The sequence below is a fragment of the Streptomyces sp. NPDC025806 genome, assembly GCF_055558275.1.
Genome location: NZ_JBVHMU010000029.1, coordinates 25616 through 50994, shown reverse-complemented (window position 1 = coordinate 50994; position 25379 = coordinate 25616). Strand labels below are relative to the sequence as shown.

At 72.5% G+C, this 25379-nt stretch carries 28 protein-coding genes and 1 pseudogene; 19 read left to right on the top strand and 10 right to left on the bottom strand.

What is annotated here, in order from left to right; genetic code table 11:
• Nucleotide 1 precedes the first annotated feature (1 nt).
• The 8 genes and pseudogenes from ACZ4E1_RS37430 (at nucleotide 2) to ACZ4E1_RS37395 (ending at nucleotide 7334) form a co-directional block, all read left to right on the top strand.
• Nucleotides 2-184, top strand: coding sequence for a hypothetical protein (locus tag ACZ4E1_RS37430; protein WP_467548038.1), 183 nt, complete (start codon nucleotides 2-4; stop codon nucleotides 182-184).
• A complete protein-coding gene (locus ACZ4E1_RS37425; RefSeq protein WP_467548036.1) occupies nucleotides 181-660 on the top strand; it encodes a monovalent cation/H+ antiporter complex subunit F in 480 nt (159 codons plus the stop codon). Before ACZ4E1_RS37430 ends, ACZ4E1_RS37425 begins: the two co-directional genes overlap by 4 nt.
• Entirely contained in the window at nucleotides 657-935 is a 279-nt protein-coding gene (locus ACZ4E1_RS37420; protein WP_467548034.1) for a DUF4040 domain-containing protein, read from the top strand. The genes ACZ4E1_RS37425 and ACZ4E1_RS37420 overlap by 4 nt, the downstream gene beginning before the upstream one ends.
• Nucleotides 932-1687, top strand: coding sequence for an MnhB domain-containing protein (locus ACZ4E1_RS37415; protein ID WP_467548032.1), 756 nt, complete (start codon nucleotides 932-934; stop codon nucleotides 1685-1687). The genes ACZ4E1_RS37420 and ACZ4E1_RS37415 overlap by 4 nt, the downstream gene beginning before the upstream one ends.
• Complete coding sequence (locus ACZ4E1_RS37410; protein ID WP_467548030.1) at nucleotides 1684-2034, top strand: sodium:proton antiporter; 351 nt, start codon at nucleotides 1684-1686, stop codon at nucleotides 2032-2034. The genes ACZ4E1_RS37415 and ACZ4E1_RS37410 overlap by 4 nt, the downstream gene beginning before the upstream one ends.
• The gene (locus ACZ4E1_RS37405; protein ID WP_467548028.1) at nucleotides 2031-3776 is read left to right on the top strand and encodes a complex I subunit 5 family protein; all 1746 of its coding nucleotides are present in this window, start codon (nucleotides 2031-2033) and stop codon (nucleotides 3774-3776) included. Before ACZ4E1_RS37410 ends, ACZ4E1_RS37405 begins: the two co-directional genes overlap by 4 nt.
• A 110-nt stretch (nucleotides 3777-3886) precedes the next feature.
• Nucleotides 3887-6726: pseudogene (locus ACZ4E1_RS37400) on the top strand (FAD-binding and (Fe-S)-binding domain-containing protein); the annotation flags it as partial.
• A 53-nt stretch (nucleotides 6727-6779) separates the two neighbouring features.
• A complete protein-coding gene (locus tag ACZ4E1_RS37395; RefSeq protein WP_467548026.1) occupies nucleotides 6780-7334 on the top strand; it encodes a hypothetical protein in 555 nt (184 codons plus the stop codon).
• On the opposite strand, the gene ACZ4E1_RS37390 is transcribed toward ACZ4E1_RS37395, so the two are convergent.
• A complete protein-coding gene (locus tag ACZ4E1_RS37390) occupies nucleotides 7292-7540 on the bottom strand; it encodes an SCO4226 family nickel-binding protein (protein ID WP_467548024.1) in 249 nt (82 codons plus the stop codon). The two genes, ACZ4E1_RS37395 and ACZ4E1_RS37390, sit on opposite strands and share 43 nt — an antisense overlap.
• 129 nt (nucleotides 7541-7669) lie before the next feature.
• Entirely contained in the window at nucleotides 7670-8647 is a 978-nt protein-coding gene (locus ACZ4E1_RS37385; protein ID WP_467548022.1) for a phage baseplate protein, read from the bottom strand.
• A gap of 221 nt (nucleotides 8648-8868) precedes the next feature.
• On the opposite strand from ACZ4E1_RS37385, the gene ACZ4E1_RS37380 reads away from it, so the two are divergent.
• The 3 genes from ACZ4E1_RS37380 (at nucleotide 8869) to ACZ4E1_RS37370 (ending at nucleotide 10366) form a co-directional block, all read left to right on the top strand.
• Entirely contained in the window at nucleotides 8869-9360 is a 492-nt protein-coding gene (locus tag ACZ4E1_RS37380; protein ID WP_467548020.1) for an SRPBCC family protein, read from the top strand.
• The gene (locus ACZ4E1_RS37375; RefSeq protein WP_467548018.1) at nucleotides 9357-9701 is read left to right on the top strand and encodes an ArsR/SmtB family transcription factor; all 345 of its coding nucleotides are present in this window, start codon (nucleotides 9357-9359) and stop codon (nucleotides 9699-9701) included. The genes ACZ4E1_RS37380 and ACZ4E1_RS37375 overlap by 4 nt, the downstream gene beginning before the upstream one ends.
• 197 nt (nucleotides 9702-9898) lie before the next feature.
• Nucleotides 9899-10366 (top strand): SRPBCC family protein, encoded by a 468-nt coding sequence (locus tag ACZ4E1_RS37370; RefSeq protein ID WP_467548016.1) that lies wholly within the window; start codon nucleotides 9899-9901, stop codon nucleotides 10364-10366.
• 16 nt (nucleotides 10367-10382) lie between these two features.
• Here ACZ4E1_RS37370 and ACZ4E1_RS37365 read toward each other — a convergent pair whose 3' ends face one another.
• The gene (locus tag ACZ4E1_RS37365) at nucleotides 10383-11003 is read right to left on the bottom strand and encodes a TetR/AcrR family transcriptional regulator (RefSeq protein WP_467548014.1); all 621 of its coding nucleotides are present in this window, start codon (nucleotides 11001-11003) and stop codon (nucleotides 10383-10385) included.
• A gap of 59 nt (nucleotides 11004-11062) precedes the next feature.
• Here ACZ4E1_RS37365 and ACZ4E1_RS37360 point away from each other — a divergent pair, with 59 nt between their 5' ends.
• Nucleotides 11063-12475, top strand: a complete 1413-nt coding sequence (locus tag ACZ4E1_RS37360) for an aldehyde dehydrogenase family protein (protein WP_467548012.1) — start codon at nucleotides 11063-11065, stop codon at nucleotides 12473-12475.
• A 26-nt stretch (nucleotides 12476-12501) separates the two neighbouring features.
• Here ACZ4E1_RS37360 and ACZ4E1_RS37355 read toward each other — a convergent pair whose 3' ends face one another.
• The 4 genes from ACZ4E1_RS37355 to ACZ4E1_RS37340 form a co-directional block, all read right to left on the bottom strand.
• Complete coding sequence (locus ACZ4E1_RS37355) at nucleotides 12502-12927, bottom strand: ester cyclase (RefSeq protein WP_467548010.1); 426 nt, start codon at nucleotides 12925-12927, stop codon at nucleotides 12502-12504.
• 113 nt (nucleotides 12928-13040) lie between these two features.
• Entirely contained in the window at nucleotides 13041-14246 is a 1206-nt protein-coding gene (locus tag ACZ4E1_RS37350) for a PucR family transcriptional regulator (protein ID WP_467548008.1), read from the bottom strand.
• A 52-nt stretch (nucleotides 14247-14298) separates the two neighbouring features.
• The gene (locus ACZ4E1_RS37345) at nucleotides 14299-15360 is read right to left on the bottom strand and encodes a 2,3-butanediol dehydrogenase (protein WP_467548006.1); all 1062 of its coding nucleotides are present in this window, start codon (nucleotides 15358-15360) and stop codon (nucleotides 14299-14301) included.
• Nucleotides 15361-15380: 20 nt separating this feature from the next.
• Complete coding sequence (locus ACZ4E1_RS37340; RefSeq protein ID WP_467548004.1) at nucleotides 15381-15926, bottom strand: VOC family protein; 546 nt, start codon at nucleotides 15924-15926, stop codon at nucleotides 15381-15383.
• A 148-nt stretch (nucleotides 15927-16074) separates the two neighbouring features.
• Here ACZ4E1_RS37340 and ACZ4E1_RS37335 point away from each other — a divergent pair, with 148 nt between their 5' ends.
• The 3 genes from ACZ4E1_RS37335 (at nucleotide 16075) to ACZ4E1_RS37325 (ending at nucleotide 19642) form a co-directional block, all read left to right on the top strand.
• Entirely contained in the window at nucleotides 16075-16608 is a 534-nt protein-coding gene (locus ACZ4E1_RS37335) for a PadR family transcriptional regulator (RefSeq protein ID WP_467548002.1), read from the top strand.
• A gap of 236 nt (nucleotides 16609-16844) precedes the next feature.
• Nucleotides 16845-18494: an FAD-dependent oxidoreductase gene (locus ACZ4E1_RS37330; protein WP_467548000.1), complete on the top strand. Its 1650-nt coding sequence runs from the start codon at nucleotides 16845-16847 to the stop codon at nucleotides 18492-18494.
• Nucleotides 18491-19642: a Rieske 2Fe-2S domain-containing protein gene (locus ACZ4E1_RS37325; protein ID WP_467547998.1), complete on the top strand. Its 1152-nt coding sequence runs from the start codon at nucleotides 18491-18493 to the stop codon at nucleotides 19640-19642. The genes ACZ4E1_RS37330 and ACZ4E1_RS37325 overlap by 4 nt, the downstream gene beginning before the upstream one ends.
• A 61-nt stretch (nucleotides 19643-19703) precedes the next feature.
• Here the strand turns inward: ACZ4E1_RS37325 and ACZ4E1_RS37320 are convergent, their stop codons facing one another.
• Nucleotides 19704-20336, bottom strand: coding sequence for a hypothetical protein (locus ACZ4E1_RS37320; RefSeq protein ID WP_467547996.1), 633 nt, complete (start codon nucleotides 20334-20336; stop codon nucleotides 19704-19706).
• Nucleotides 20337-20351: 15 nt separating this feature from the next.
• Nucleotides 20352-21044, bottom strand: coding sequence for a restriction endonuclease (locus ACZ4E1_RS37315; RefSeq protein WP_467547994.1), 693 nt, complete (start codon nucleotides 21042-21044; stop codon nucleotides 20352-20354).
• Nucleotides 21045-21281: 237 nt separating this feature from the next.
• On the opposite strand from ACZ4E1_RS37315, the gene ACZ4E1_RS37310 reads away from it, so the two are divergent.
• From ACZ4E1_RS37310 to ACZ4E1_RS37295, 4 genes are all read left to right on the top strand, one after another.
• Nucleotides 21282-21803, top strand: a complete 522-nt coding sequence (locus ACZ4E1_RS37310) for a COG4315 family predicted lipoprotein (RefSeq protein WP_467547992.1) — start codon at nucleotides 21282-21284, stop codon at nucleotides 21801-21803.
• A gap of 3 nt (nucleotides 21804-21806) precedes the next feature.
• Entirely contained in the window at nucleotides 21807-22349 is a 543-nt protein-coding gene (locus tag ACZ4E1_RS37305; protein WP_467547990.1) for a DUF6529 family protein, read from the top strand.
• Nucleotides 22350-22372: 23 nt separating this feature from the next.
• Entirely contained in the window at nucleotides 22373-22501 is a 129-nt protein-coding gene (locus ACZ4E1_RS37300) for a hypothetical protein (protein ID WP_467547988.1), read from the top strand.
• Between the two features lie 122 nt (nucleotides 22502-22623).
• Nucleotides 22624-23373: an aminoglycoside adenylyltransferase domain-containing protein gene (locus tag ACZ4E1_RS37295; protein ID WP_467547986.1), complete on the top strand. Its 750-nt coding sequence runs from the start codon at nucleotides 22624-22626 to the stop codon at nucleotides 23371-23373.
• Between the two features lie 62 nt (nucleotides 23374-23435).
• On the opposite strand, the gene ACZ4E1_RS37290 is transcribed toward ACZ4E1_RS37295, so the two are convergent.
• Nucleotides 23436-25037: an AMP-binding protein gene (locus ACZ4E1_RS37290; protein ID WP_467547984.1), complete on the bottom strand. Its 1602-nt coding sequence runs from the start codon at nucleotides 25035-25037 to the stop codon at nucleotides 23436-23438.
• Nucleotides 25038-25379: the final 342 nt, after the last annotated feature.

Below are 25379 nucleotides of genomic sequence, written 5' to 3'. Positions count from 1 at the left end.
GATGTACGGACCCCTGCGCGCCGGCGCGGAGTTCCTGGCCTGGTGGGCGGTGCTCGACGCGCTGTGGCTGGTGCTGGTGAGCACCGTCGACGTGCTGGAGCTGACCGTGGGCGTGTGCTGCGCCGCGGCGGGCGCCCTGGCCGCGACGGCGGCGCGGCGCGCGGCGCGCGAGGAGCCCCGGTGAACGCGTGGGCCGCGTGCGGCGCCGCCCTCCTGGCCTTCGGCATGCTGCCGGTGATCTGGCGCGTCTCGGTCGGCCCACTGGCCGGCCGGCTGCTGGCCCAGAACGCGGGGAGCACGGTCGTCGCCCTGGCGTTCCTGCTGCTCGCGCAGGGCTACGGGCGGCCTTCGTACGTGGATCTGTCGCTGGTCCTGAGCCTGCTCGGACCGGTCGGCACGCTGGTGTGCGTGCGGCTGCTGGACGACGACCTGACGGACGGGTCGCCGCGCGGGAGCACGGCCGTGACCGTGATGTGCGTCGCCGCCGCGGTGGCGGTGACGGCCGCCGTGGGCGCGGCCACACCGCCCGGCCGGGCGCTGGTGAAAGCGCTTCTGATCGGTGTGCTGGTGGCGGTCGGCAATGTCGTCGCGACGCGCGCCCTGTCGGTGGGCGTGGTGCGGGAGCCTGGCGCGGAGCGGGAAGGCGGTGGGGCGCGGTGAACGGCGACGAGGTGCCGATCGCGGTGTGTCTCGTCCTGGTCGCGGTGTCGGCGACGGTGGCGGTCGCGGTGCGGGAGCCGGCCCGGCAGGCACTGGTCCTGTCCGTGCTCGGTCTCGCGCTGGCCGCGCTGTTCACGGTGCTCCAGGCGCCGGACGTGGCGCTGTCCCAACTGGCCGTGGGCTCCGCGCTGACCCCGCTGCTGATCCTGCTGTCGGTGCGCAAGGTCCGCCGCCGGGGACGCCGCACGGACGGGGACGAGGAGGCACGCCGGTGAGCCACGCGCTGCGGCGGTGGATCCTCGCGCTCGGCCTCGCGGGCCTGGCCGCGCTGTTCCTCGCCGCGTTCCTGGACCTCCCGGACTTCGGCCTCGGCGCGCATCCGTACGGCGACCGGTCGGTCGCGGAGTCCCTCCACCGCCACACGGCGAACGTCGTGTCGGCGGTCAACTTCGACCAGCGGTCCTTCGACACCCTGGGCGAGGAGTCGATCCTGTTCACCGCCGTGCTCGGCACGGTCGTCCTGCTGCGCCAGACCCGCGACGAGGACCGGCTGCCGCCCCGGCCCGCGCGGGTCGACCCCTGGGTGCGGCGCTACGCGCTGGCGCTGCTGCCGGTGGCGCTGGTGTCGGGCCTGTACGTCGTCGCCCACGGGCAGCTGAGCCCGGGCGGCGGCTTCCAGGGCGGCGTCATCGTGGCGACCGCCGTGCATCTGCTCTACATCGGCGTGGACTACCGGGCGCTCGAACGGGTCCGGCCCGTGGGCCCGTACGAGGTGGGGGACGCGGTCGGTGAGGCGGCCTATCTGCTGCTCGGCGTGGCCGGTCTCGTCGCCGGGTCCTCCTTCCTGGCGAACACGCTGCCGTCCGGCACGTTCAACACGCTCGCCTCGGGTGGCACGGTGCCGCTGCTGAACGCGGCGGTCGGCATCGAGGTGGCCAGCGCCGTCGTCGTGCTGGTGAGCCGCTTCCTCGACCAGGCGGTGGAGATCACCGACGCCGACGGGGCCGGGGAGGAAGCCGCCCGATGATGCACGTCCTGCCCTATCTGGTGTCCGGCTGGATCTTCCTCGTCGGCTGCTACGGCCTCGCGACCAGCCGCCACCTCGTGCACGCCGTCGGCTGTCTCGCGGTGTGCCAGGCCGCCACGTACGTGCTGCTGCTCGCCGTCGGCTACCGCGAGGGCGGCACCGCGCCGGTCCACTCCGACCTGCGTCCGCGCTCCCGGCCGCTCGTCGACCCGGTGGTCCAGGCGCTCGCCCTCACCGACGTCGTCGTCGGCGCCACCGTCACCGCGCTGCTCCTCGCGCTCGCCATCCAGGTCGCCAAGCACCACGGGACCGCCGACCCGGACGAGCTGTCGGAGCTGCGCGGATGAACCATCTGCTGCCGCTGGTCGTGGCGGGGCCGCTGCTCGGCGCCGCGTTCCTCGTCGCGTTCGGCCGGCTGCTGCCGCGGATCGCCACGGACGCGGTGGCCGCCGTCGTGGCGGCCGGTACGACGGCGCTGTGCGTCCTGCTCCTGACCCGGTCCTCGCCCGCCGCGACGGAGTGGGTCGGCGGCTGGGAGCCGGTGGCGGGGCGGAGCGTGGGCATCGTCCTGGTCGGCGACGCGCCCGGCACCGGACTCGCCACGCTCGTCTGTCTGCTGACGGTGGCGGTGCTGGTCTACTCGTGGCGTTACTTCGAGGAGGTCCCGCACAAGAACCCCGGGGCGTTCCCCGCGCTCGTGCTGCTGTTCCAGGCGGGCATGTGCGGATTCGCGCTGACCGGCGACCTGTTCGACGCGTTCGTCTTCTTCGAGCTGATGGGCGTCGCCGCGTACGCGCTGACCGGCTACCGGGTGGAGGAGTCCAAGGCCGTCCAGGGCGCCCTCACCTTCGGCGTCCTCAACTCCCTGGGCGCGTACGCGACGCTGATGGGCATCGGGCTGCTGTACGCGCGCACCGGCGAACTGGGCATGCGCCGGATCGGAGCGCGCCTGGACGGCCAGGGGCCGGCGGACGCGCTGGTCGTGACCGCGTTCGTGCTGGTGGCGACCGGGCTGCTGGTGAAGGCGGCGGCCGTCCCGTTCCATTTCTGGCTGCCCGACGCGCACGCGGTGGCGCCGAGCCCGGTCTGCATGCTGCTGTCCGGGGTCATGGTCGAGCTGGGTGTGTACGGGGTGTGGCGGGTGCACACGTTCGTGTTCGCGGGCCCGGGCGGGGTGCCGTCCGCCGATGTGGGTCTGTGTCTGGTCGTGCTGGGCGCGGTGACCGCCGTGCTGGGCGCGGTGCTGTGCTGGCAGCAGCACCACCTCAAGCGGCTGCTCGCGTACTCGACGATCGCGCACACCGGGCTGTTCCTCGTCGGGGTCGGGCTGCTGCGCCCCGAGTCGACCGCCGGGGTCGCCCTGTACATCGTCGGCCACGCGGGCGCCAAGGCCGCTCTGTTCGCCTGCACGGGGATCCTGCTCGACCGGTACGGCAGTGTCGACGAGCACGAGCTGTTCGGCCGGGCGACCGGGCTGCGGCTGATCGGCGTGCTCTACACGGTCTCGGCCCTGGCGCTCGCGGGGCTGCCGCCGTTCGGCACGGCGCTCGGCAAGGGCACGGTCGAGGAGGCCTCGGGGTTCGCGGGAACGGTGCTGTTCACGGTGGTCTCCGCGCTCACGGGCGCGGCCGTGCTACGGGTCGCGGCGCGTGTCTTCCGGGGCCTGGGGCCGCGCCCGCGCCGGGCGTCGGAGCAGGAGACGAAGGGCGGTGACGAGGAGCCCGAGACCCGCGGCAGGCTGTCGCGGGTGCCGCTGCCGATGGTGGCGGTGCCCGTGGCGCTGCTGGCCGGGTCGCTCGCCGTGGGGGTCGTGCCGGGGCTCGGCGAGCGGGCCGGTGCCGGGTTCGGCGGTCCGCCGGAGCTCGCCCCGCACTGGACGCTCGCCTCGGTGCTGACCGGCCTGCTGTCGGTGGCGTGCGCGGCCGGCTGCGCCGTACTGGCCCTGCGCCGGGACACGCCTCAGGAGCCGTACGCGTGGACGGAGCCGCTGCGCCGGCTGCACTCGGGGCACATCGGCGACTACGTGGCGTGGTTCGTGCTCGGCGTCGCTCTCCTCGGCGCGCTGGCGTTCTCCGGCTCCCTGCTCTGAGCGGGGCCGCGCGCGGTCGGTGCGCAGCGGTGCCTTTGCGTGACGTGAGGGTGGGTACCGGCGGATCCCAGCGAGGGTGTCCGATCCGACGACCCGAAGACGGTGTCCGTATGCACGCATCTCAGGCCGCTCCGGCCGACCTCGAAGGCCTCGAGTCCGCGTTGCGCGAGGCGGTCGCGGGCGAGGTCCGCTTCGACGCGGGCAGTCGCGGCGCGTACGCGACGGACGGCTCGAACTACCGCCAGGTGCCGATCGGGGTCGTCGTGCCGCGTTCTGTGGAGGACGGGGCGCGGGCGGTCGGGGTGTGCGCGCGGTTCGGGGCTCCCGTGCTCTCGCGCGGCGGCGGCACCAGCCTGGCGGGGCAGGCCACGAACGCGGCGGTGGTCCTCGACTGGACCAAGTACTGCGACGCGCTGGTCTCGGTCGAGCCGGCGGCCCGTACGTGTGTGGTGGAGCCCGGGATCGTCCTGGACGCGCTGAATGGGCGGCTCGCGGAGCACGGGCTGCGGTTCGGCCCCGAGCCCGCCACGCACAGTCACTGCACGCTCGGCGGGATGATCGGGAACAACTCGTGCGGCGCGACGGCACAGGCCTACGGCAAGACCGCGGACAACGTGCGCCGCCTGGAGGTCCTGACCACGGACGGCACCCGCATGTGGGTGGGCCCCGTCAGCCGGTCCGAGCGCGCCGAGATCGCCGCCGGGGGCGGGCGCCGGTCGGAGATCCACGCGGGGCTCGAACGGCTCCGGGACACGTATCTGGCGGACATCCGCCGCTCCTACCCCGACATCCCGCGCCGGGTGTCGGGCTACAACCTCGACGCGCTGCTGCCCGAGAACGGCTTCGACGTGGCGAAGGCCCTGGTCGGCAGCGAGGGCACGCTCGTGACGGTGCTGCGCGCCGAGCTGGACCTGGTCCCCGTGCCGCCCTGCCAGTCGCTGCTCGTGCTCGGCTACGAGGACATCTGCCGCGCCGCCGACGAGGTGCCCGAGCTGCTGCGGCACTGCGCCCCCGCCCAACTGGAGGCGCTCGACGGCCGCATGGCCGAGCTGATGCGTGAGGAGGGCGCCCACCTCGACGCGCTCGACGCCCTCCCGGCGGGCGACAGCTGGCTGATGCTGCAGTTCGCCGGTGACACCCGCGAGGAGGTCGACGAGCAGGCGTACGCGCTGCTGCGGGATCTGGGCCGCGGCGAGGACGACGACACCGTCGCGTTCTCGGACGAGCCGGAGCGCGAGCACCGCATGCTGAAGGCGCGGGAGGCCGGGCTCGGGGTGACGGCCCGCCCGCCGGACGACCGGGAGACCTGGGAGGGCTGGGAGGACTCGGCGGTGCCGCCGGACCGGCTCGGCGCCTATCTCCGTGATCTGAAGGGCCTGTTCGCCGAGTTCGGCTACGACCACCCGTCGCTGTACGGGCACTTCGGGCACGGCTGTGTGCACACCAGGATCCCGTTCGACCTGCGCGGCGCGGGGGGATCGCGGACTTCCGCCGGTTCCTGGAGCGCGCCGCCGACCTCGTCGTGTCGTACGGCGGTTCGCTGTCCGGTGAGCACGAGGACGGGCAGGCGCGGGGCGAGCTGCTGACGCGGATGTTCGGGGAGCGGATCGTCGCCGCGTTCGGCGAGCTCAAGGCGCTGTTCGATCCGGACGGGCTGATGAACCCGGGCAAGGTCGTCGACCCGCGGCCGGTCGACGGACAGCTCCGCCTGGGGCCCGCGTGGCACCCCGCGGACCCGGAGACCCGCTTCGCGTACCCCGACGACGAGCACTCCTTCGGGCGGGCCGTCCTGCGCTGTGTCGGCATCGGCAACTGCCGCGGCGCGCACGGCGGCGTGATGTGTCCCTCGTACCGTGCGACGAAGGAGGAGGAGCACTCCACGCGCGGCCGGGCCCGGCTCCTCTTCGAGATGCTGGACGGGCACGCGGACTCGGCGATCACGGACGGCTGGCGGTCGACGGAGGTCCGTGACGCGCTGGATCTGTGCCTGTCCTGCAAGGGCTGCCGGTCGGACTGCCCGACCGGCGTCGACATGGCCACGTACAAGGCGGAGTTCCTGTCCCACCACTACGCGGGGCGGCTGCGTCCGATGGCGCACTACTCGCTGGGCTGGCTCCCGGTGTGGGCGCGTCTGGCCCGGCTGTCGCCGCCGCTGGTCAACGCGGCGCTGCACGCCCCCGGTCTCGCCCGGGCCGGCAAGCGCCTCGCCGGAGTCGACACCGCCCGGCCCGCGCCGGTCTTCGCGCGGCGGACGTTCACGCAGACGTGGCGGGAGCGGGGCGGACCGGCGCCGGACCCGGCCGATCCGCGCACGGTGGTGCTGTGGCCCGACACGTTCACCGACTCCTTCCATCCGGCGATCGCGCACGCGGCCGTCCGGGTCCTGGCGGACGCGGGCTTCCGGGTCGCGGTGCCCGAGCGGCCCGTGTGCTGCGGACTGACCTGGATCTCGACCGGTCAACTGGGCGTGGTGCAACGGGTGTTGCGGCACGCGGTCGACGTCCTGCGCCCCTACGTCGAGGCGGGCACCCCGGTCGTCGGCCTGGAGCCGTCGTGCGCGGCCGTGTTCCGGTCCGACGCCCCCGAACTGCTGCCCGACGACGAGGGCGTGCGGCGCCTGGCGGGCCGGTTCCGTACGTTCGCCGAGCAGTTGACGGAGCACGCCCCGGGCTGGCTGCCGCCCGCCCTGAACCGGCGGGCCACCGTGCAGACGCACTGCCACCAGCACGCGGTCCTGGGCGACGACGCGGACCGCGAACTGATGCGCCGCGCCCATCTTCTGGCCGACGTGCTCGACGAGGGCTGCTGCGGGCTCGCCGGGAACTTCGGCTTCGAACGCGGCCATCACGAGGTGTCCGCGGCGGTCGCGGAGCAGGGCGTGCTGCCCGCCGTCCGCGCCGCCTCCCCCGGCAGCCTGCTGCTCGCCGACGGGTTGAGCGCGCGATCCCGCTCCAGTCCGCGTACTGCGGCGCCAAGCACGCCGTCAACGGCTTCACGTCCGCCGTGCGCACCGAACTCCTCCACCACCACAGCCAGGTGCGGGTCACGGTCGTGCAGTTGCCGGCGGTGAACACGCCGCAGTTCTCCTGGGTACGGTCCCGGCTGCGCGGCCACCCGAGCCCGGTCCCGCCGATCCACCAGCCGGAGGTGGCGGCCCGCGCGGTCGTGTACGCCGCCGACCACCCCGGCCGCAAGCAGTACCTCGTGGGCGCCGCCACCTGGGCCACGATCTGGGCGAACCGCCTCGCCCCGGCGGCCCTGGACCGCTACCTGGCCCGCACGGCCTTCGACACCCAGCAGACGGACGCCCGCCCGGAATCACCCCCCGGCGGCAACCTCTTCCCCCCCCCCCCCCCCCCGCGACGACCTTCCCGGCACGGACCCGGGCGCCCACGGCGTCTTCGACGCGTCCTCCCACCCCCACTCCTGGCACGCCGCCCTGAGCCGGCACCGCGGCGCGGCGACGGCGGCTGCGACGGCAGCAGCGGGGGCGGCGGCTCTCGCGGTCCGATCCCTCAGACGCTGAGCGGCACCGGGTGGATCTCGTCGGCCTTGTGACCGGCGCGTTCGTGGATGCGCTGGACCGCTTCGGCCGAGGGGGCCTCGGAGAGGCAGTACACGGTGCCGGACTTCGGGTCCGCCCACGCCTTCTCGAAGTGAACGCCTTCCTCCTTCTCGATGGCGAGGTCGGCCTGGTGCGCCTGCATCAGCTGGTCGGCAGTGATGTCCTTCATCCCGTGGTGGACGTCCATGAACTGGGACATGGCGTCGACCTCCTTCCGCCGTACGGGGTCGGACGTGCGGAGCCGCCGAAGCGCGCGGCGGCTCCGCTTCCGCTGTCTCCATCCTGCGCCCATCGGCCCGAGCGGTCGACCGGACGGGGCAGGCCCGGCTCAGACCAGCGCGTTCTTGTAGAAGATGCTGGAGCGCCGGTCGCCCTCGTAGCCGGTGGCGAAGCCGATGAACAGGCGGGCCTCGCCGGCGTCGGTGCGGTAGACCGCGAGGCCCTCGGGCTCGCGGAAGTGGAGCGTGGAGCCGGCCTTGGTGAGGACGGGGCCCTGCGTCACGGTGCCGGTGTTGATGTCGATACTGGTGACGTACGTGTTGCCGTCCCCGGTGGGGGTGCCGTCGCCCGGGTACGCGTCACCGGTCAGGAAGTACATGGACGAGCCGTAGAGGGCGTACCCCTGCGCGGTTCCGGCGATGGTCGGCTGCTTGAAGTCGACGAGCGGCGTGCCGAAGGTCCGGTTCTGGAACGCGGAGAGCGGGTACACGGCGACGCGCTTGCCCTCGCTGGTGTGGTAGCGGACGATCATGCGCTGGTAGACGGGGTCGACGGAGCAGGTGTACTCGCTCGCCCCGGAGATCGGCTGGAACGCGGCGGAGGCGGCGGGCGATCCGAGCGTGGTGTTCGGGGTGTAGCGGATGGGTGCGAGCGCGGTGCCGTACCCGTTGGTGTTCGTGGCGCACTCGATCCACAGCTCCGTGCCGGAGCCGTCCGGCAGCGCGGCGAAGGCGACGCCGTGGCCGAACCCGTCGAGGTGCATGTACGAGAGGTAGTTCCCGTCGAAGTCCATCTTGTTGATGCAGAGGTCACCGGCGGACTCGGAGCTGCCGTCGCGCTTGGTCGCCACGTACAGGAACTTGTTCACCCAGTCGAAGGCGAAGCTCTGCTGGACGCGCGGCCCGTGCGTGTCCTTGTCCCGGAACAGGTCGTACGAGGGCTGCGTGAGGTCGAACCGCTGGGTGGTGGCCACGGCGGCGGACGCGCTCGGCGCACCCGCCCCGAGCCCGAGCGCGGCGAGCGAGGCCGCGGCACCGGTGCGTATGAGGCCGCGGCGGGTGAGGGGGAGGCCGGCGGTGCGGTTCATGAGCGACTCCATGGACGCGTGTGGAGGGAAGGGGCACGTGATGCTATCGGTGTTCGAGGGCGGCGCGGTCGGGCGCATCCCCGCCCGGCCCGTGGGGAGTTGGGCCCCGCGCGAGGTCCGCGACTGCCCCACCCGCAACCCACGGGTTGCACTACGCGCTTTCTTGTGCAACCTTGGGGTTGCAGGTTGAACTCGTTCGCGACCACGCCACGGAGGACACCATGAGCGACACCACCTACACCGCAGCCGAACTCGACGCCCTGGACCGGATCGCCCGGCAGATCGACATCGACGCCCCCGCGGACCGGGTCTGGGAGCTGATCGCGCGGCCCGGCTGGTACATCAACGACGGCGACGTCGAGGCCGAGCCCGACCTCACCCACGAGGCGGACGGCGTGGCGGTGGTCCGCCACCCGAAGCTCGGCGAGTTCCGCTTCCGCACCGTCGAGCTCGACAAGCCGCGCTACGCGGCGTTCCGCTGGATCGGCACCCCGTACCGCGACGAGGCGAAGCCGTCCACCCTGGTCGAGTTCTGGATCGACGAGCGCGACGGCGGCGGCGTGACGCTGCGGGTCGTCGAGAGCGGGTTCAGCGGCCTCGCCGAGGACCCGGCCGCGTGGCTCAAGGAACGCGAGGGCAACGACAAGGGCTGGCACGTGGAGCTGGAGGCCGCCAAGGCCTTCGTCGAGGCCCCTCGGGCGGCCCGGCCGTGACCGCTCCCCCGCCCAGGACGCTCCCCGGCCTGTGCGCGGCCCTCGGCGACCCGATGCGCTGGGAGATCCTCACCCGGCTCGGGGAGGGCCCGATGTCGGCGTCCGCGCTGGCCAGGGAGCTGCCGGTGAGCCGGCAGGCGATCGGCAAGCACCTGGACGTGCTGCGCGAGGTCGGCCTCGTCGAGTCGGAACAGCGGGGCCGCGAGGTCCTCCACCTCGCGGTCGGCGCCCGACTCGGCGCCCTGGCCCGCGAACTGGACCGCATCGGCCGTTCCTGGGAGACCCGCCTGCTCCGCATCAAGGACCTGGCGGAACGCCCCTCCCCGGCCCCTGACGCGTAGCGGCCTCGCCCTGACGTTCCGTCAAGGTCAGCGCAGGAGCGCGTAGACGGCCTCTTCACGGGGCCGGTCAGGACTCGTCGCCGGCAGAAGGGGAGACCGTGTCTCCTCACGCAGGCCAGAAGGGTCAGCGGGTGCGCACCCGTACGGGGACCGAGGGAAACCAGGCACCTTCCCCGATGCCTGCCTACACTCGGCTCATGGCCAGGACCGATCGCGCCAGCCGGATCATCGCGGCGCCGCAGGCAGCCGTCTACGACGCCCTCCTCCACAAGGAAGCCCTGGAGACGTGGCTGCCGCCGGACGGCATGCGGGGGCGCGTCGAGCGGTGGGACCCGCGCCCCGGCGGCGGCTTCCGCATGGTGCTCACGTACCTCGACCCCACCGACAGCCCGGGCAAGTCCTCGGCCGCCGAGGACGTCGTCGACGTGGGCTTCAGCGAGCTGGTGCGGCCCCGGCGGGTGACCCAGCAGGCGGTGTTCGAGGCCGACGACCCCGCCTACGCGGGCACGATGACCATGACCTGGGACCTCGTCCCGCTGCGGGCCGGAACCGAGGTGACGGTCACCGCGACGGACGTGCCCGCGGGCATCGACCAGGCGGTCCACGAGGCGGGCATCGCCTCGTCGCTGGCCAACCTGGCGTCCTACGTCGAGGCGCAGCCGTAAGCGGAGGACCGGGCGGTCACGCGCGCGGCGTTCCTCCGACGGCCCGCAGCACGAAGGGCAGGAAGCGGTCGGCCTCGGCGCGCGCCGAGGCGGCGTCCACCCGCTCCGGCGGATCCGGGGTCAGCAGGAACCTGCACATCACGGGGCCGACGACGATCTCGCCGAGCACGTCCGGGTCCTCGACCGGCGGGATCTCCCCCCGGTCCACGGCGCACCGCACGACCTCGGCCACCCGCCGGTACACGGGCTCCAGGAAGGCGACGGTGAGGGCTCCGGCCAGCACGGGACTGCACGCCGCCTCGCCCACCAGGGCCCGCATCAGCCGGCCGCTCTCGCCGGTCATGACGGCGGCCTTGTCCCGGAGCACCACGCGCAGGTCGCCTTCGAGGCTGCCGGTGCCCGGCGGCTCGCAGGGACCCTCGGTGACCGTGGCGGCCGCGGCAACGACGAGGTCCGCCTTGGAGGACCAGCGCCGGTAGAGGGTCGCGGTGGACACCCCCGCGCGGGAGGCCACGGCGGCCGTGGTCAGGCCGCCGTACCCGCTCTCGGCGAGCACCGCCAGCGTGGCCTCCAGCAGCGCGCGGTCCCGGGCCGTGTCGCGGGGCCGCCCCCGGCGCGGCGCGTTGGTGCGGGTCATCTCCGCACCGTAACAGGAAAACGAAACGAAACGCTTTCGTTTTGTTTATGCTCGGCCGTATGACCGCTTCCACGATCCGGACCACATCCGCCCCGACGGACGAGGGCGCGGCAGCGACCGTCGCCCGTCTGCGTGCGGCCTTCGCCGACGGCCGCACCAAGCCCCTGGAGTGGCGCAAGGAGCAACTGCGCGCGCTGCGCCGCCTGTTGGTCGAGCAGGAGGACGCCTTCGTCACCGCGCTCCGCGCCGATCTCGGCAAGAGCGCCACGGAGGCGTACACGACCGAGATCGGGTTCACGCTCAACGAGATCGACCACACCCTGCGTCATCTCGACCGCTGGCTGCGCCCCCGGCGGGTCTCCGTGCCGCTGGCGCTGCGCCCGGCCCAGGCCCGCACGGTGCGCGAGCCGCTCGGCACGGTGCTGGTCATCGCTCCGTGGAACTATCCGCTGCAACTGGCCCTCGCCCCGCTGGTCGGCGCGATCGCCGCGGGCAACAGCGTGGTCGTCAAGCCGAGCGAGCTCGCCCCGGCGACCTCCGCGGCGCTCGCCCACTGGCTCCCCCGCGCGCTCGACCCGCAGGCCGTGGCCGTCGTCGAGGGCGGTGTCCCGGAGACCACCGAGCTGCTCGAGGAGCGCTTCGACCACATCTTCTACACGGGCAACGGCACGGTCGGCCGCATCGTCATGACCGCCGCGGCCCGTCATCTCACCCCGGTCACCCTGGAGTTGGGCGGCAAGAGCCCGGCGATCGTCGAGCCGGGCACGGACCTGGCCACGGCCGCCCGCCGCATCGCGTGGGGCAAGTTCATGAACGCGGGGCAGACCTGCGTGGCCCCCGACTACCTCCTCGCGATCGGCGAGGCCGCCACGGAGATCGAGCCGCATCTGACGGCCGCGATCCGTGAGATGTACGGGGCCGACCCCGCGCGGAGCGCCGACTACGGCCGGGTCGTGAACGAGCGCCACCTCGACCGCCTCACGGAGCTCCTCGGCAGCGGCCGGATCGTCACCGGCGGCGCCCACGACCGCGCGGAGCGCTACCTCGCCCCGACGGTCCTCGCCGACGTGGACCCGGACGCGCCGGTGATGCGCGAGGAGATCTTCGGCCCGGTGCTGCCGATCCTGCGCGTCCCGGACCTGGACGCCGCGATCGCGTTCGTCAACGCGCGCGACAAGCCGCTGGCCCTGTACGCCTTCACGGACTCCGCCGTCACCAAGCGCCGCCTCACGACGGAGACCTCCTCGGGCGCCCTGTCCTTCGGCGCCCCGAACGCCCATCTCGCCGTGCCCGGCCTGCCGTTCGGCGGTGTCGGCGAGAGCGGCATCGGCGGCTACCACGGCGAGCACAGCATCGACACGTTCAGCCACACCAAGCCGGTGCTCGACAAGCCGCTCCTCGGCGACCCCCTGCGGCTGGCCTACCCGCCGTTCAACCGCGTCAAGTCCGGCCTCCTGCGCCGCTTCCTCTGACCGCGCCCGGGCGGGGGCGACCGCCGTCAGCCGGCCTGCGGCCAGGGCCAGCCCAGCTGGAGGAACAGGCCGAGCCGGTCGCTCACCGCCCGGATCTCCGTGACCCTTCCCCCGGTCACGGTGAAGATCCAGATCGCCTCGTTCTCGAAGGCGCGGCCGGTCGGCTCCGGCATCCGCGCGTGCACACCGCCGTGGACGCCGCGCTGGGTGACCCGGGCGACCACCCGGTCGCCCTCGCCGATCAGTTCGTCCACCTGGACGGTCAGCGGGTCGAACGCGGCCAGTTGCTGCCGCAGGCCCTCGAAGGCCGCCCCCGGCTCGTCGGCCTCCCCGTGAATGATCTTGTTGTGGTCCACGACGTCGTCCGCCAGGAACCGCGGCAGGTCCTCCGGCCGGCGTGCGCTGACGGCCTCGAAGAAGCCCGCGACCACCTTCTTGTTGTCCTCCACCACGTCAACTCCCCCAGTTCGGTCGTGATTCGGCGCGAGCCTACTCAGGGGCCGTCGTGCGGCGTCCCAGTTTTCGATCAAGCGGTCGTCAGCATCCGGTCAAGCCGGGCACGGGCTCAGCGGTCGAGCAGCATCGGGAACGTGCCCACCGCGTCCAGCGCCATCGACAACTCCGCGACGATCTTCGGGTCGTCGAGGGAGCCGCGCAGGAACTCTTCGAGGCGGTGCATCCGGTAGCGGACCGTGTTCTGGTGGCAGTACAGGGCGCGGCCCGCCTCCGCCGCCGAGCCGTGCGCCTCCAGCCAGGCGCGGGCGGTCGCCAGCAGGGTCGTGCGGTCCTCCTCGGGCAGGGAGAGGACGCCGCCGAGGACGCGGCGGACCGCACGCTGCGTGGACTCCAGGTTGTTCATGACGAGTTCGGTGAACGGGGTGTCCTCCAACTGGCGCACCGCCGGCGCTCCGGCCGGCAGGGACTCCGCCGCGACCTGCGCGTACCGCAGGGCCCGGTTCGTCTGGTCGAGCCGGTCGTAGACGGGGCTGATCCCGACCGGGCTGGTCGCGACCGCCCGTACGGCATCAAGGGCCTGGTCGACCGGCAGGCGCGGCGGACAGGACAGGACGCCGGTCTCGGAGCCGCGCAGGGCCCGCCAGGCGGAGCCGATGCCCAGCAGGCCCAGGCGGTGGTCGAGGCCCGGCAGCGGCGGTTCCCCGGAGCTGAGTCCCGCCGCGGTGACGACGAGGAAGGTGCCCTGGAACGGGATGTCGAGCATCCGCGCGATCTCCCACACGGTGTCCGTGCTGAGCGAGGGCCCGTCGATCAGCTCGCCGACCAGCGCGGAGCGGCGCCGGTCGGTCTCCACCATGCGCTCGGCGCAGGCCTGCCGGTAGGCGTCGGTCAGGGCGGAGGAGTAGACGTCGGCCAGTCCCCAGATGTGCGAGGCCGCGTCGAGCAGCGCGTCCGGCGCGTCACCGCCCGTCTGCCGTGCCTCGCCGAGGAGTTGGTCCCACAGGTACTGGAAGCCGAGCCGGTACGCGCGCAGCACCTCGGGCAGCGGGGCGTTCTGCTGGGCCCGCCTGCGTCCGGTCGAGGTCGGCCCGTCCAGGTCGACGCCGGACGAGGCGGGGTCCGTGAGGTGCCGCAGGATGGAGCCGACGTTGAGCCGCATCGAGGCATGCAGGTCCTCGGGACCGACGACCGCCGCGCGGTAGAACTCGATGTTCTCGTAGGTCGTACGGGACATCGCGGCGGCCAGGTCGTCGATCCTGCCCTCCAGGGCCGTGGCCAACTCGGCGACGAGGACGCGGGAATCTGTGGTGTGCACCACGTGAGACTAGACGAGACGACTCGCCGGCGCGGGCGGCTCGCTCACCCGGTCAGGGGTGCACGAGGATCTTCACGTGGGCGTCACGGCCCGCGCCGAGCAGACTCTCGTAGCCGTCCTCGACCGCCCGTTCCAGCGGGACGCGTGAGGTGATGAAGGGGGCCGCGTCGATCGCGCCGCGGGCCATCGCGGCGATGACGGACGGGAAGTCCGTGCCCGCGTAGCCGATGCTCGACGTGTACGAGGTCTCCGTCATCATGAACCGCGCCGGAGTGATCTCCGCCGGCTGCTCCCACATCGCCAGGTTGACCAGGGTGCCGCGCTTGCGGAGCGCGCCGAGCGCCGTGTCGAGGGTGACTTGGAGGCCGGAGGCGTCGAAGGCCGCGTCCACGCCCAGCCCGTCCGTGAGCTCCCGTACGCGGGTGAGGACGTCGTCCTTCGTCGGGTCGAGCACGACCCCGGCGCCCAGGCGCTCCGCCAACTCCTTGCGGGACGCGCTGAGTTCACTGACCGCGACGAGGCGGGCGCCGGTGGCGTTCAGCGCGGACAGCAGGCCCAGGCCGATCGGTCCGGCGCCGACGACGAGCGCGGCGGCGCCGGGCGGGAGGGCGGCGCGGCGGACGGCGTGCCAGGCGACGGCGAGGGGCTCCACGAGGGCGCCGAGGTCGGTGCCGACGCCGTCGGGCAGCCGGTGCAGCATGCGGGGCGGCAGCACTACGTACTCGGACAGGCCGCCGCCCCATCCGTTGATGCCGACGAATCCGCACTGCTGACACAGGTTGTAGTCGCCGTGCCGGCAGTACGCGCAGGTGTCGTCGTGGATCTCCGGCTCGACGCACACGGCGTCGCCGACGGAGAGTCCGGTCACGCCCTCGCCGATCTCGGTGACGTGGCCGGCGAACTCGTGGCCCATCACGGCGGGGGCCCGTTCGCCGGTCAGCGGGTGCGGGTGGTCGAGGCCGAACGCGGCCGGTCCCGCCTGGTAGAGGTGGAGGTCGGAGCCGCAGATCCCGCACCAGTCGACCTTGATCTTGACGGTGCCGGGCCGCGGTTCGGGCTCGGGAATGTCCTCCAGGCGGAGGTCCTTCGGTCCGTGCAGGCGCAGTGCGCGCATGGTCGCCGGGTCCTTTCCGGTCAGGGGACGGTGATCTCGCGGACGGGGTCGCTGCCGTCCCAACCGGTCGCGGCCGCCCGGATCGCGTCGAAGAATCCGCCCCACTGCGCGGTCTCGATGACCTCGACTACGGTGCCGCCGTGCTCCTCGGTGGGCAGATAGGCGAAGCGGCTGCCCGGGCCCGAGTCTCCGTGGTGGTAGGGCTCGACGTCGGCCTCGGCGAAGCGGGCGAGGAACGCGTCGTAGGTGTCGTCGCCCTCCCCCGTGACGAAGTGCCCGACGTGGTGCAGTCCTTCGCCGCGCTCCTCGATGAACTCGCGGTAGGCACTGGGAGCTTCCGGGTTGAGCTGCTGGATGAGCTCGATCTGCACGTCGCCCGCCTGGGCGATGCCGACGGCGATCCGGGCGTCGGTGGGCTCGCCCAGGTAGAAGGTCCGGCCGACGGCGGCCTCGGGGAAGTAGAAGAAGGGGCCGACGCCGAGGTTCGTCGTCCAGTGCCGCATGGCGGCCTCGACGTCCTTCACGACATAGCCGAGCTGGTCTATCGATCCGATCGAGGGGGGCACCTGTCCTCCTGAGCGAGGGTGCGGAGACGGAGGGGGAGAGCACCGGACCGGGTGCGCTCCGATGACGGGGCCGCTGCCGGTGGTTCGCGGACCGGCAGCCCAGTAGGTTGCCTATGTATATGGAAGATATATCGGGGAGGCAAGACCCTTGGCGAGGATCGAACTGACGGCGACGGCCTGGACCGCCCTGGGTTTCATCGCGGTGCGCCCGCGCTCCGGCTACGAGATCAAGCAGGCCTGCGCCGAAACCGTGGACGCCTTCTGGGGTGTGAGCTACGCCCAGCTGTATCCGCAGCTCAAGCGCCTCCAGGAGGAAGGGCTCATCACCGGGCGGGAGTCCACGGGCGGCCGTCGGCAGGTGATCTGGCAGGTGACCGAGCCGGGCCGGCGAGCCCTGGACGCGTGGCTGATGGAGCCGCCCGCGGCGCCGCAACTGCGCGACGAGGCGCTGCTGAAGCTGCTCTTCGTGCAGTCGCTCAGCCCGGCGCACGCCCTGCCGCTGATCCGCGCCAAGCGCCGGGAGTTCGAGGGCTGGATCGCGCAGTTCACGCCCGAGGAGACGGAGGACACGCGGGGACCGGGCGATCTGCTCCACTCGTACGCGCTGACCATGGCCCGGGCGGGCCTGGCCTGGTGCGACACGGCGGAGGAGTCGCTGGCCGGGGCGCCCGGGAACCCGTAGCCGTCCCCCGGAGCCCCCACGATCTCCCACTGAGCGGGAAGACGGGCTTGTTGGCCCCCGGCCCTCGGATGGAACGTTCAGGGACTCCCGCAGGGCCAGGGAGAGGGCGCGTCACCGGCATCGCCGGCACGGATCGGACCGGGTCCACGCCCCGCCGCCCGAGCGCACGCCCGAAGACCCCCTCTTGCGGCGCGCGCCTCGGCCACAGCTCGGTTTCAGTGAAGGGAACAGTCACAGTGGACTGGGATCACGAGTACGACGTAGTGGTGGTCGGTTCCGGTGGAGGCGGCCTGACCGCCGCGATCACCGCGCAACTGCACGGCATGTCCGCCCTGGTGGTGGAGAAGACCGACCGGTACGGCGGCTCGACCGCACTGTCCGGCGGCGGTCTGTGGATACCCGACAACCTGTATCTCCAGCAGGCGGGTGAGGTCGACACGTTCGACAACGCCATGGACTACCTGGACGCCACCGTGGGCGACCAGGTCAGCCGGGAGCGCAAGGCGGCCTATCTGACGCGGGGCCCGCAGATGCTGCGCTTCCTGCACGAGCGCACGGACTGGGTGCGGTTCAGGTACGTGCCCGGGTACGCGGACTACTATCCCGAGCGCAAGGGCGGCAAGCCGCGCGGCCGGACCATCGAGCCGGAGACGCTGGACCTGCGCAAGCTCGGCCCGGAGCGGGAGAAACTGCGCACCAACGAGCTGCCCACGTACGGCCTGACCATCACGCAGTACGACTTCCGGTTCCTGAACATGGCGGCCCGCACGTGGAAGGGCCGCAGGACGGCGGTCAGGATGGCGGCGGCCGCCGCCAAGAACCTCCTCGCGGGCAAGAAGATGGCGGCGCTCGGCACGGCGCTCATCGGCCGGCTGCGGCTCGCGCTCGCCGCGTCCGGCGGCGGCCTGTGGCTCGACTCGCCGTTCCGTGAGCTGGTGCTGGAGGACGGCAAGGTCGTCGGCCTGCGCGTCGAGAGGAACGGCCGCACGGTGACCGTGCGGGCGCGGCGCGGTGTCCTGTTCGCCGCCGGTGGTTTCTCGCACAGCCAGGAGCTGCGGGAGAAGTACCTGCCCCGGCCCACATCCGCGGACTGGACGCACTCCTCGCCCGGCCAGGTCGGCGAGGTGCTCACGGCGGGCATCGAGGCGGGCGCCGCGCTCGCCCTGATGGACAAGGTGTGGGGCGCGCCGTCCACGCCGGTCCCGGGCGGCGGGCTCTTCTTCCTGGTCGCCGACCGCGCGATCCCCGGCATGGTGATCGTGAACGGCGACGGTGAGCGGTTCGTCAACGAGGCCGCCCCGTACCACGAGTTCGTGGACCGCATGTACGCGAGCCCGAGTGCGCCGGAGAACTCGTGGATCATCCTCGACTCGGTCGCCCGCAAGCGCTACCCGTTCCTCGGCCTGGTGCCCGGGCAGAAGTTCCCGAAGGCGTTCGAGGAGGAGGGTATCCTCAGGACGGCCCACTCGGTCCGCGAGCTGGCCGGAAAGATCGGTGTCCCGGCCGACCGCCTGGAGGCGACCCTCAAGCGCTTCAACTCCCTCGCGGAGCAGGGCCGTGACGCCGACTTCGGCCGCGGCTACAGCACGTACGACCGCTACTACGGCGACCCGACGCTGCCGAACCCGAACCTGCACCCGCTCACCGAGGGCCCGTACTACGCCCTGCCGGTGAAGCCCGGCGACCTCGGCACCAAGGGCGGACTGCTCACGGACGAGCACGCGCGGGTGCTGCGCGAGGACGGCACACCGATCGAGGGCCTGTACGCCACCGGCAACTGCTCGGCGGCCGTCATGGGCGACACCTACCCTGGCCCCGGCTCCACCATCGGCCCCTCCATGACCTTCGGCTACGTTGCCGCGACCCACATGAAGGACGCCTCATGAGCTCGTTCCACACGATCAGGACCGGCGCGATGCCGGACCGCTTCGCCCGCGGCTGGCACTGCCTGGGCCTGGCGGACAGCTTCAAGGACGGCAAGCCGCACCAGATCGAGGCCTTCGGCACCAAGCTCGTCGTGTTCCAGGGCGAGAGCGGCGAGCTGCACGTCCTCAACGCCTACTGCCCGCACATGGGCGGCGACCTGAGCCAGGGCAGCGTCAAGGGGGACGCGGTCGCCTGCCCGTTCCACGACTGGCGCTGGTCGGGCGACGGCAGGTGCGCCGCGATCCCCTACGCGCGGCGCGTACCGCGGGCGGCGAAGACCCGGAGCTGGGCCACGCTGGAGGAGAACAAGCAGCTGTTCGTCTGGCACGACCCGCAGGGCAATCCGCCGATCCCCGAGCAGGCGATCCCGAGGATCGAGGGCGCGTTCACCGACGAGTGGAGCCGGTGGACCTGGAACCAGATCCTCATCGAGGGCTCGCACCCGCGCGAGATCGTCGACAACAACTCGGACATGGCGCACTTCTTCTACGTGCACTACTCCTTCCCCACGTACTTCAAGAACGTCCTCGACGGGCACACGGCGGCCCAGCAGATGAACTTCGAGTACCGCCAGGACTACGACCTCGGCATGGTCCCGCCGGGCACCGAACCCGCGGTGAACCGCTCCGAGGCCGCGTACTACGGCCCGTCCTACATGATCGACTACCTGTGGAGCCCGGTCGGCGGCGGCCAGGAGCTGGAGGCGGTCCTGATCAACAGTCACTACCCGGTCCGCCAGGACGCGTTCATGCTGCAGTTCGGCGTGATCGTGAAGAAGCTGCCCGGCATGGACAACGAGGCGGCGAACGCGGCGGCCCGGCAGTTCGGCGCCGGTGTCGAGATCGGCTTCCGCCAGGACGCGGAGATCTGGCAGAACAAGACCCGTGTCGACAACCCCCTCCTCACCGAGGAGGACGGCCCGATCTACCAACTCCGCCGCTGGTACCAGCAGTTCTACGTCGACGTGGAGGACATCACCCCGGAGATGACCAACCGCTTCGAGTTCGAACTGGACACCAGCCGCGCCGACAAGGTCTGGCGCGAGGAGGTGGCGGAGAACCTGGCGGCGGGCCGCACGGTCTCCCACACGAGCACCATCTCCTCCTGACCCGCAGGGTCCCTCATGGCCGCCTCGGTACGGTGGCGGCCATGAGGACCGTGCGCGTGGTTCACACCGTCGGCGCACCCGCGACGCTGTCCGCCGTACGCGTGCCGCCGGCGGACTGGATCAAAGCCTCGGCCACCCGTTCCGCGTCGGCGTCCGCGAGGTCGGCCGGGTACTCCGGGAGCAGGTCGTCCCAGACGGGGAGCCAGGAGCCGTACATCTGGGTCTGGCCCTCGGGACGGGCGAAGAACCAGATGTGCAGGTGGGCGCCTCCGTCGCCGATGCGGTAGATGTGGGCCCGGGAGATGTGCGGCAGGGCCTGCACGTGGCGGACGATGTGGGCGTTCAACACCCCCAGTTCGGCGGCGAGTTCATCGGGCAGGTCGGCCATGTCGTAGTGGTCGCGCGGGTGCAGCATGAGGACCAGCGGAACGCCGACCTTCTTGACGCGGGTCAGCCGCCAGCGCTCGTTGAACCAGATCCCCTCGTCTCGACGGCCGCACGACCCGCACTCCGCCGGGTCCTCGCCGTGCCGCGGCGGCTCCGGCACGACCGGCGGGCGCAGGGGTGTGACGCGCAGGCCCTCCTGCTCGAAGGGGCTGATCTCCCAACCGGTCATCCGGGCCAGGGGGAGGCGGTGCGCGTCGTCCGTGGCGGCGAGCGCGTGCTCGTGGAACTCGTCAGGTGTCATGGCCATGCGCCGAAGATTAGTTCAGGCGGTCGAACGTCGTTTCGCCCTGCCGTCGCCCTGCCCGTTGAGCGGGATCAACGTGTCGAGGTGGGCGCCCTTGACCCAGGCGCCCAACAGGTCGCGGTGCAGGGCGACGACGTCCTGACGCGAGGCGAGGCCCTGCGCGGCCTTCGTGAACGTACGGCAGGTGGTGACGAACAGGGCGACGTCCGCGCCGTGTTCGGGGCGGGCGGTGCCGACGAACTTCTGCATGTCCTGGGAGGACACGCTGCGTTCGGGTGCGTACTTCTTGCACTGGACGACGAGCTTGCGCCCGTCGGGGAGCCGCCCGACGACATCGGCGCCCAGGTCACCGCTCTTGCCGCTGACGACGACCTTCGTACAGCCGTCCCGGCGGCACAGCTCGGCGACGTACTGCTCGAACTCCTGCCAGGACAACGCGTCGACCTCCGCCATCGACCGCTCCCTGGCCTTCTCCGCCTCTTCCTGGCGCCAGATCCGGTCCTGCCCGACCGCGTTCCGGTGGGCCCGCCACAGCACCCAGCCGGCTCCGCCCGCCAGGACGGCCCCGGCCAGGACCGCCACCACGGGCCACACCGCGTCCCAGTTCACCGCCAGCCACACGGCGGCGATCAGGGCTGTCCCGGCCCCCAGGGTCCGCAGCGTGCGGCGCGTCCCCTTCGGTAACCGGCCGCGCCCTCGACGTGCTGCCATCACCGCACCACTCCCCACTCCGCCGCACCGCACTCCGCCCCGTGCACCGCAGTGTGAAAGGCCTGTCCGGACCCCGCAAGAGTGCCTTCCGCGCCGCGTCCGCGCACCGCCGCCATCCCAGTGAAACTCCGGGTGGCCCCCCGCACAGTCGGCCGCCCTTATGGCTCGATCGAGGAGTATGCGGGCAGCGGGAGCCCCTCGGAGGCCGGGCCTCCCGAGTCGACCTGTGGAGCTGTGATGAGGCGTATGCGCCTGGCCGTCGTGGGCACGGCCGCGTTCCTGACGATCGCCGCGATGAGCGGCTGTTCCGACGACAACGGAGGCGGCGGATCCTCGTACGCGTCCCCGTCGGCGTCCACGAGCAAGAGCCCGAGCAGCGCTCCGGCCGGCGCCACGGCCGAGGTGAAGACGGCGAAGGCCGGCGACCTCGGCACCGTTCTCGTCGACGGCAAGGGCCGCACCCTGTACCTGTTCGAGGCCGACAAGTCGACGTCCTCCACCTGCAACGGCGGCTGCGCGACGGCCTGGCCGCCGCTGCTGACGGAGGGCAAGGCGTCGGTGGGCGGCTCGGCGCAGGACAAGCTGCTCGGCACGACGAAGCGGGACGACGGCAAGACCCAGGTCACCTACCACGGGCACCCGGTCTACGGGTACGCGGGCGACACGAAGCCGGGTGACACCAACGGCCAGGGGCTCAACCAGTTCGGTGCGAAGTGGTACGTGCTCGACGCCGACGGCAACAAGGTCGACAAGGACTGACCGGTGGCCACCACGACTCCGGCCCGGGCGGTCGCGGTCGCGCTCGGCGCCGCGCTGCCCGTGGCCGTCGGGGTGGCGATCTGGCTGACCGGCCGGCACCACTCCCCCGAGTACACGACGAGCCTGTTCGGCGCCCACGGCGCCGACGCGGTCACGCTCAAGGCCCGCCTGGGCTCGGCCCTGTTCGGCCTGGCGATCGTCCAGGTCCTGCTGGCGCTGTGGATGTACGGCCGCTCCCGGCCGGGCCGCGTCCGCCTCGCACACCGCGCCGTCGGCTGGCTGGCCTTCCTCCTGTCGGTGCCGATCGCCTTCCACTGCGTGCGCACCTACGGTGTGGAGACATCGAGCACCCGCGTCTTCCTGCACTCGGTCGCGGGCTGCGCGCTGTACGGGGCCTTCGTCGCGAAGGTGCTGGTGGTGCGTAGCCGGCGGCTGCCGGGCTGGACCCTGCCGGTGGCGGGCGGCGCGCTGTTCGCCGCGATCGGGCTGCTCTGGTACTCGGCCGCGCTGTGGGCCCTCAACGGGTTCACCGTGCCGGGCCTGTAGCGGCAGCGGGCTACGCTCGCCGCATGCGAAGCAGCGATGGTCCTGGCCCCCTGCCGGGCGGCGCCGCACGATGGGACCGCGTCGCGGTCGAGGTCACGAACGGGCGTTACTGGCCGGACAGTTCCATGGCCTCGCACGCCAACTGCCGCTAGCCGCCCGGGAAGTGGAAGGGGAGCGACCCTTTCGGCGCGCGCCCCGCCTACGGCGAGCACCTGGTTGAGGCCGGTGACGTGGTGGCCCTGCGGGCCGTCGGAGACGCCCTAGGCTCGGCGCCATGAGCGACGCCCGACCCACCACCGCCCTCCCCTCCGAGGTCCTGCGCTATGTCACCGAGGTCGCGGCCGTGCTCTCCGGCACGTGCCGCGATCTCGTCGGCGTGTACGTGCATGGTTCGGCCGTGCTGGGCGGGTTCCGGGCCGCGCGCAGTGACGTGGACGTGCTGGCCGTCGTCGCCGCACCGTCCGGCGAGGCCGAACAGCGCACCCTCGGCGAGGCGTTGGCGGACACGTCGGTGCGATGCCCGGGAACGGGGCTCGAGTTGAGCGTCATCACATCGGCCACGGCTGCGGACCTGGGTTCCTGCCCGTTCGAGGTCCATGTCCGGGCGAGCGCGGAGGAACGCGTCGTCGTACCGGGGGCCGCCCACGCCGGGGACCCCGATCTCGTCCTGCACTGCGCCGTGTGCCGCGAGCACTCCTACGCCGTCTGCGGCCCTCCGGCGTCCGAGGTGTTCGGTCCGGTGCCCGCCGCGCGCGTCGTGGCCGCGATGCTGGACGAGCTGCGGTGGGGGCTCGATCAGGCCGATCCGACGTATGCGGTGCTCAATGCGTGCCGCGCGCTCCGTTTCGCCGAGGGCGGCGGGCTGTGCTCGAAGGTCGACGGCGGACGCTGGTACCTGTCCCGGTACGGGAGGCACTCGACGGTTGCCGCGGCCCTCTCGCATCAGCTCGGGTCCGGGCCCCGACCTGCGACGGCCGAGGCCACGGCGTTCGTGGAGCGCGCCTCCCGGCGGCTCACCCCGTGACCTCCGTCGCCGGCTCCCGCCCGCCGGGGGCCTTCCGGCGGGCGGGAGTACGGGGCCCGGTCCTAGACCCGTGCGGTTGCTTCCTCCGCCTGCCTGCGCAGCAGCTTCTTGTCCGGCTTGCCGGCGTCGGTCAGCGGGAGCGCCGGCAGGAAGGTGATGTGCGCCGGTTCGTACATCGCGCCGCGCTCCTGCCGCACCGCCGCCCGCAGCTCCTCCGCCGTCACGCCGGAGCCCGGCACCGGGACGACCGCGGCGTGCACCCGTTCCATGCGGTCGGCGTCGCGCACCCCGTACACGGCGCTCTGCCGCACCTTCGGGTGCGTGTTGACGAGGTCCTCCAGCTCGGTGGTGTACACGTGGCCGCCGACGACCACGATCATGTCCTTGAGCCGGTCGACGACCGTGATGTAGCCGTCCGCGTCCAGGAACCCGATGTCCCCGGTGTGCAGCCAGCCGTCGCGCAGCACCTCGGCGGTCAGCCCGGGCTGCTTCCAGTAGCCCGTCATCACGCCCTCGGAGCGGACGCAGATCTCGCCGAGCTCACCGGCGGGCAGGCCCCGCCCGTCGGGGGCGCGGACGGCGATGTCCACGCCGGGCAGCACCTGGCCGGCGGACCGCAGCCGTTCGGGCCGCTCCGGGTCGTGGTCGTCGGCGGTGAGCACACTGATCCCGCCCGCCTCGTTCTGCCCGTAGAACTGCACGAGCACGGGCCCGAGACGGCGTACGGCGTCCGCGATGCGCGCGGGTGAGGCCTGACAGCCGCCGTAGGTCAGGCCACGCAGGCTGCTCAGGTCACGGCGCGCGGAGTCCGGGTGATCGAGCAGCTCGTAGAGGAGCGGCGGCAGCAGGAACAGCCGGGTGACGCGTTCGCGCTCGATGGTGGCGAGCACCTCGCCCGCGTCGAAGTCGTCGTGCAGCACGACGGTGCCGCCGCAGCGGATCACCATGTCCGCCAGCAGGCCCGCGGCGTGCGCGAGGGTGGTGCAGGCGAGCTGTCGGGGCGCCGGTTCCTCGGGGCGCACTGCGGTCGTCATGCGGTTCATCCGGGCGACCTGCTCGAAGGTGGTGACGATGCCCTTGGGGTGGCCGGTGGTGCCGCCGGTGTGCCGGATGGTGCAGATGTCGTCGGGCCGGGCCCGCGAGACGAACGGCTCGGTCGGCTGTCCGGCGGCAAGTGCCGTCAGATCCGGCCCCGTTGCGCCCCCGCTCTCGCCGAGGACGAACACGTGCGGTACGGGCACGCGGTCCGTGATCTCGGCCGCGCGGTCGGCGTGGCGCGGGTCCACCAGCAGGACCCGCGTCTCGACGTCCTGGACGATCGTCGCCTGCACGTCGGCGGACAGCTTGTTGTAGAGGTGGTTGACGCGGCAGCCCAGGAGGTTGGCCGCGTACCGGGCCGCTATGGCCTCGGGCAGATTGCCGCTGAGCAGGGTGACGGTCGTGGCCCGCTCGACACCGGCGGCGGCCAGTGCGTGGGCCATTCCATGTACCAGCGCATTGAATTGACGGGACGTCATGCGGTGCTCGCCGTGGACCAGCAGTTCGCGGTCCGGGGCGTCCCGGAGGGCGTCGAGGCTTTCCTCGACGAAAGTACGGAAGGGTGGGGGGTCTTGGGGGGTGGTGCGCGTGGGGGTGACTACGGCTGCGGATGCCTCGGCGGGCATGTGCGTTCCTCCTGAACCCACGGGCGCCCTCGTCCCTGGGTGCGCCCGTGGTGGTGCGTGATCGGTCACGGAGGTCCGGGGCCGCCGGCGCGTGCCGGCGCACCCGGAGGGGGTGGGGCCCACCCCGGGCACATTTGGTTGCCCCAGACAACCAATCTCAGGCTAACCTGCCGCCCCGTCAGTTCGCGCCTCAGATCAAGCCATATACGCCCGCTTGACTCCTTCTTTTCCTTGATCACATACGCATTTGACCATCGGACCCTTGCCGGGCGGCGGGTTCGCTCATCGAGTCGTCGATCAGGCGGATGCCGTCCGGGGTGGTCGTCGGGCTGACGATCACGA

Coding starts and splice junctions, on each gene's coding strand:
- ACZ4E1_RS37430 (WP_467548038.1), top strand. CDS start 2: ATGTACGGACCCCTGCGCGCCGGCGCGGAGTTCCTGGCCTGGTGGGCG.
- ACZ4E1_RS37410 (WP_467548030.1), top strand. CDS start 1,684: ATGATGCACGTCCTGCCCTATCTGGTGTCCGGCTGGATCTTCCTCGTC.
- ACZ4E1_RS37405 (WP_467548028.1), top strand. CDS start 2,031: ATGAACCATCTGCTGCCGCTGGTCGTGGCGGGGCCGCTGCTCGGCGCC.
- ACZ4E1_RS37390 (WP_467548024.1), bottom strand. CDS start 7,540: ATGTCCCAGTTCATGGACGTCCACCACGGGATGAAGGACATCACTGCC.
- ACZ4E1_RS37385 (WP_467548022.1), bottom strand. CDS start 8,647: ATGAACCGCACCGCCGGCCTCCCCCTCACCCGCCGCGGCCTCATACGC.
- ACZ4E1_RS37380 (WP_467548020.1), top strand. CDS start 8,869: ATGAGCGACACCACCTACACCGCAGCCGAACTCGACGCCCTGGACCGG.
- ACZ4E1_RS37370 (WP_467548016.1), top strand. CDS start 9,899: ATGGCCAGGACCGATCGCGCCAGCCGGATCATCGCGGCGCCGCAGGCA.
- ACZ4E1_RS37365 (WP_467548014.1), bottom strand. CDS start 11,003: ATGACCCGCACCAACGCGCCGCGCCGGGGGCGGCCCCGCGACACGGCC.
- ACZ4E1_RS37360 (WP_467548012.1), top strand. CDS start 11,063: ATGACCGCTTCCACGATCCGGACCACATCCGCCCCGACGGACGAGGGC.
- ACZ4E1_RS37345 (WP_467548006.1), bottom strand. CDS start 15,360: ATGCGCGCACTGCGCCTGCACGGACCGAAGGACCTCCGCCTGGAGGAC.
- ACZ4E1_RS37325 (WP_467547998.1), top strand. CDS start 18,491: ATGAGCTCGTTCCACACGATCAGGACCGGCGCGATGCCGGACCGCTTC.
- ACZ4E1_RS37320 (WP_467547996.1), bottom strand. CDS start 20,336: ATGGCCATGACACCTGACGAGTTCCACGAGCACGCGCTCGCCGCCACG.
- ACZ4E1_RS37315 (WP_467547994.1), bottom strand. CDS start 21,044: ATGGCAGCACGTCGAGGGCGCGGCCGGTTACCGAAGGGGACGCGCCGC.
- ACZ4E1_RS37310 (WP_467547992.1), top strand. CDS start 21,282: ATGAGGCGTATGCGCCTGGCCGTCGTGGGCACGGCCGCGTTCCTGACG.
- ACZ4E1_RS37300 (WP_467547988.1), top strand. CDS start 22,373: ATGCGAAGCAGCGATGGTCCTGGCCCCCTGCCGGGCGGCGCCGCACGA.
- ACZ4E1_RS37295 (WP_467547986.1), top strand. CDS start 22,624: ATGAGCGACGCCCGACCCACCACCGCCCTCCCCTCCGAGGTCCTGCGC.
- ACZ4E1_RS37290 (WP_467547984.1), bottom strand. CDS start 25,037: ATGCCCGCCGAGGCATCCGCAGCCGTAGTCACCCCCACGCGCACCACC.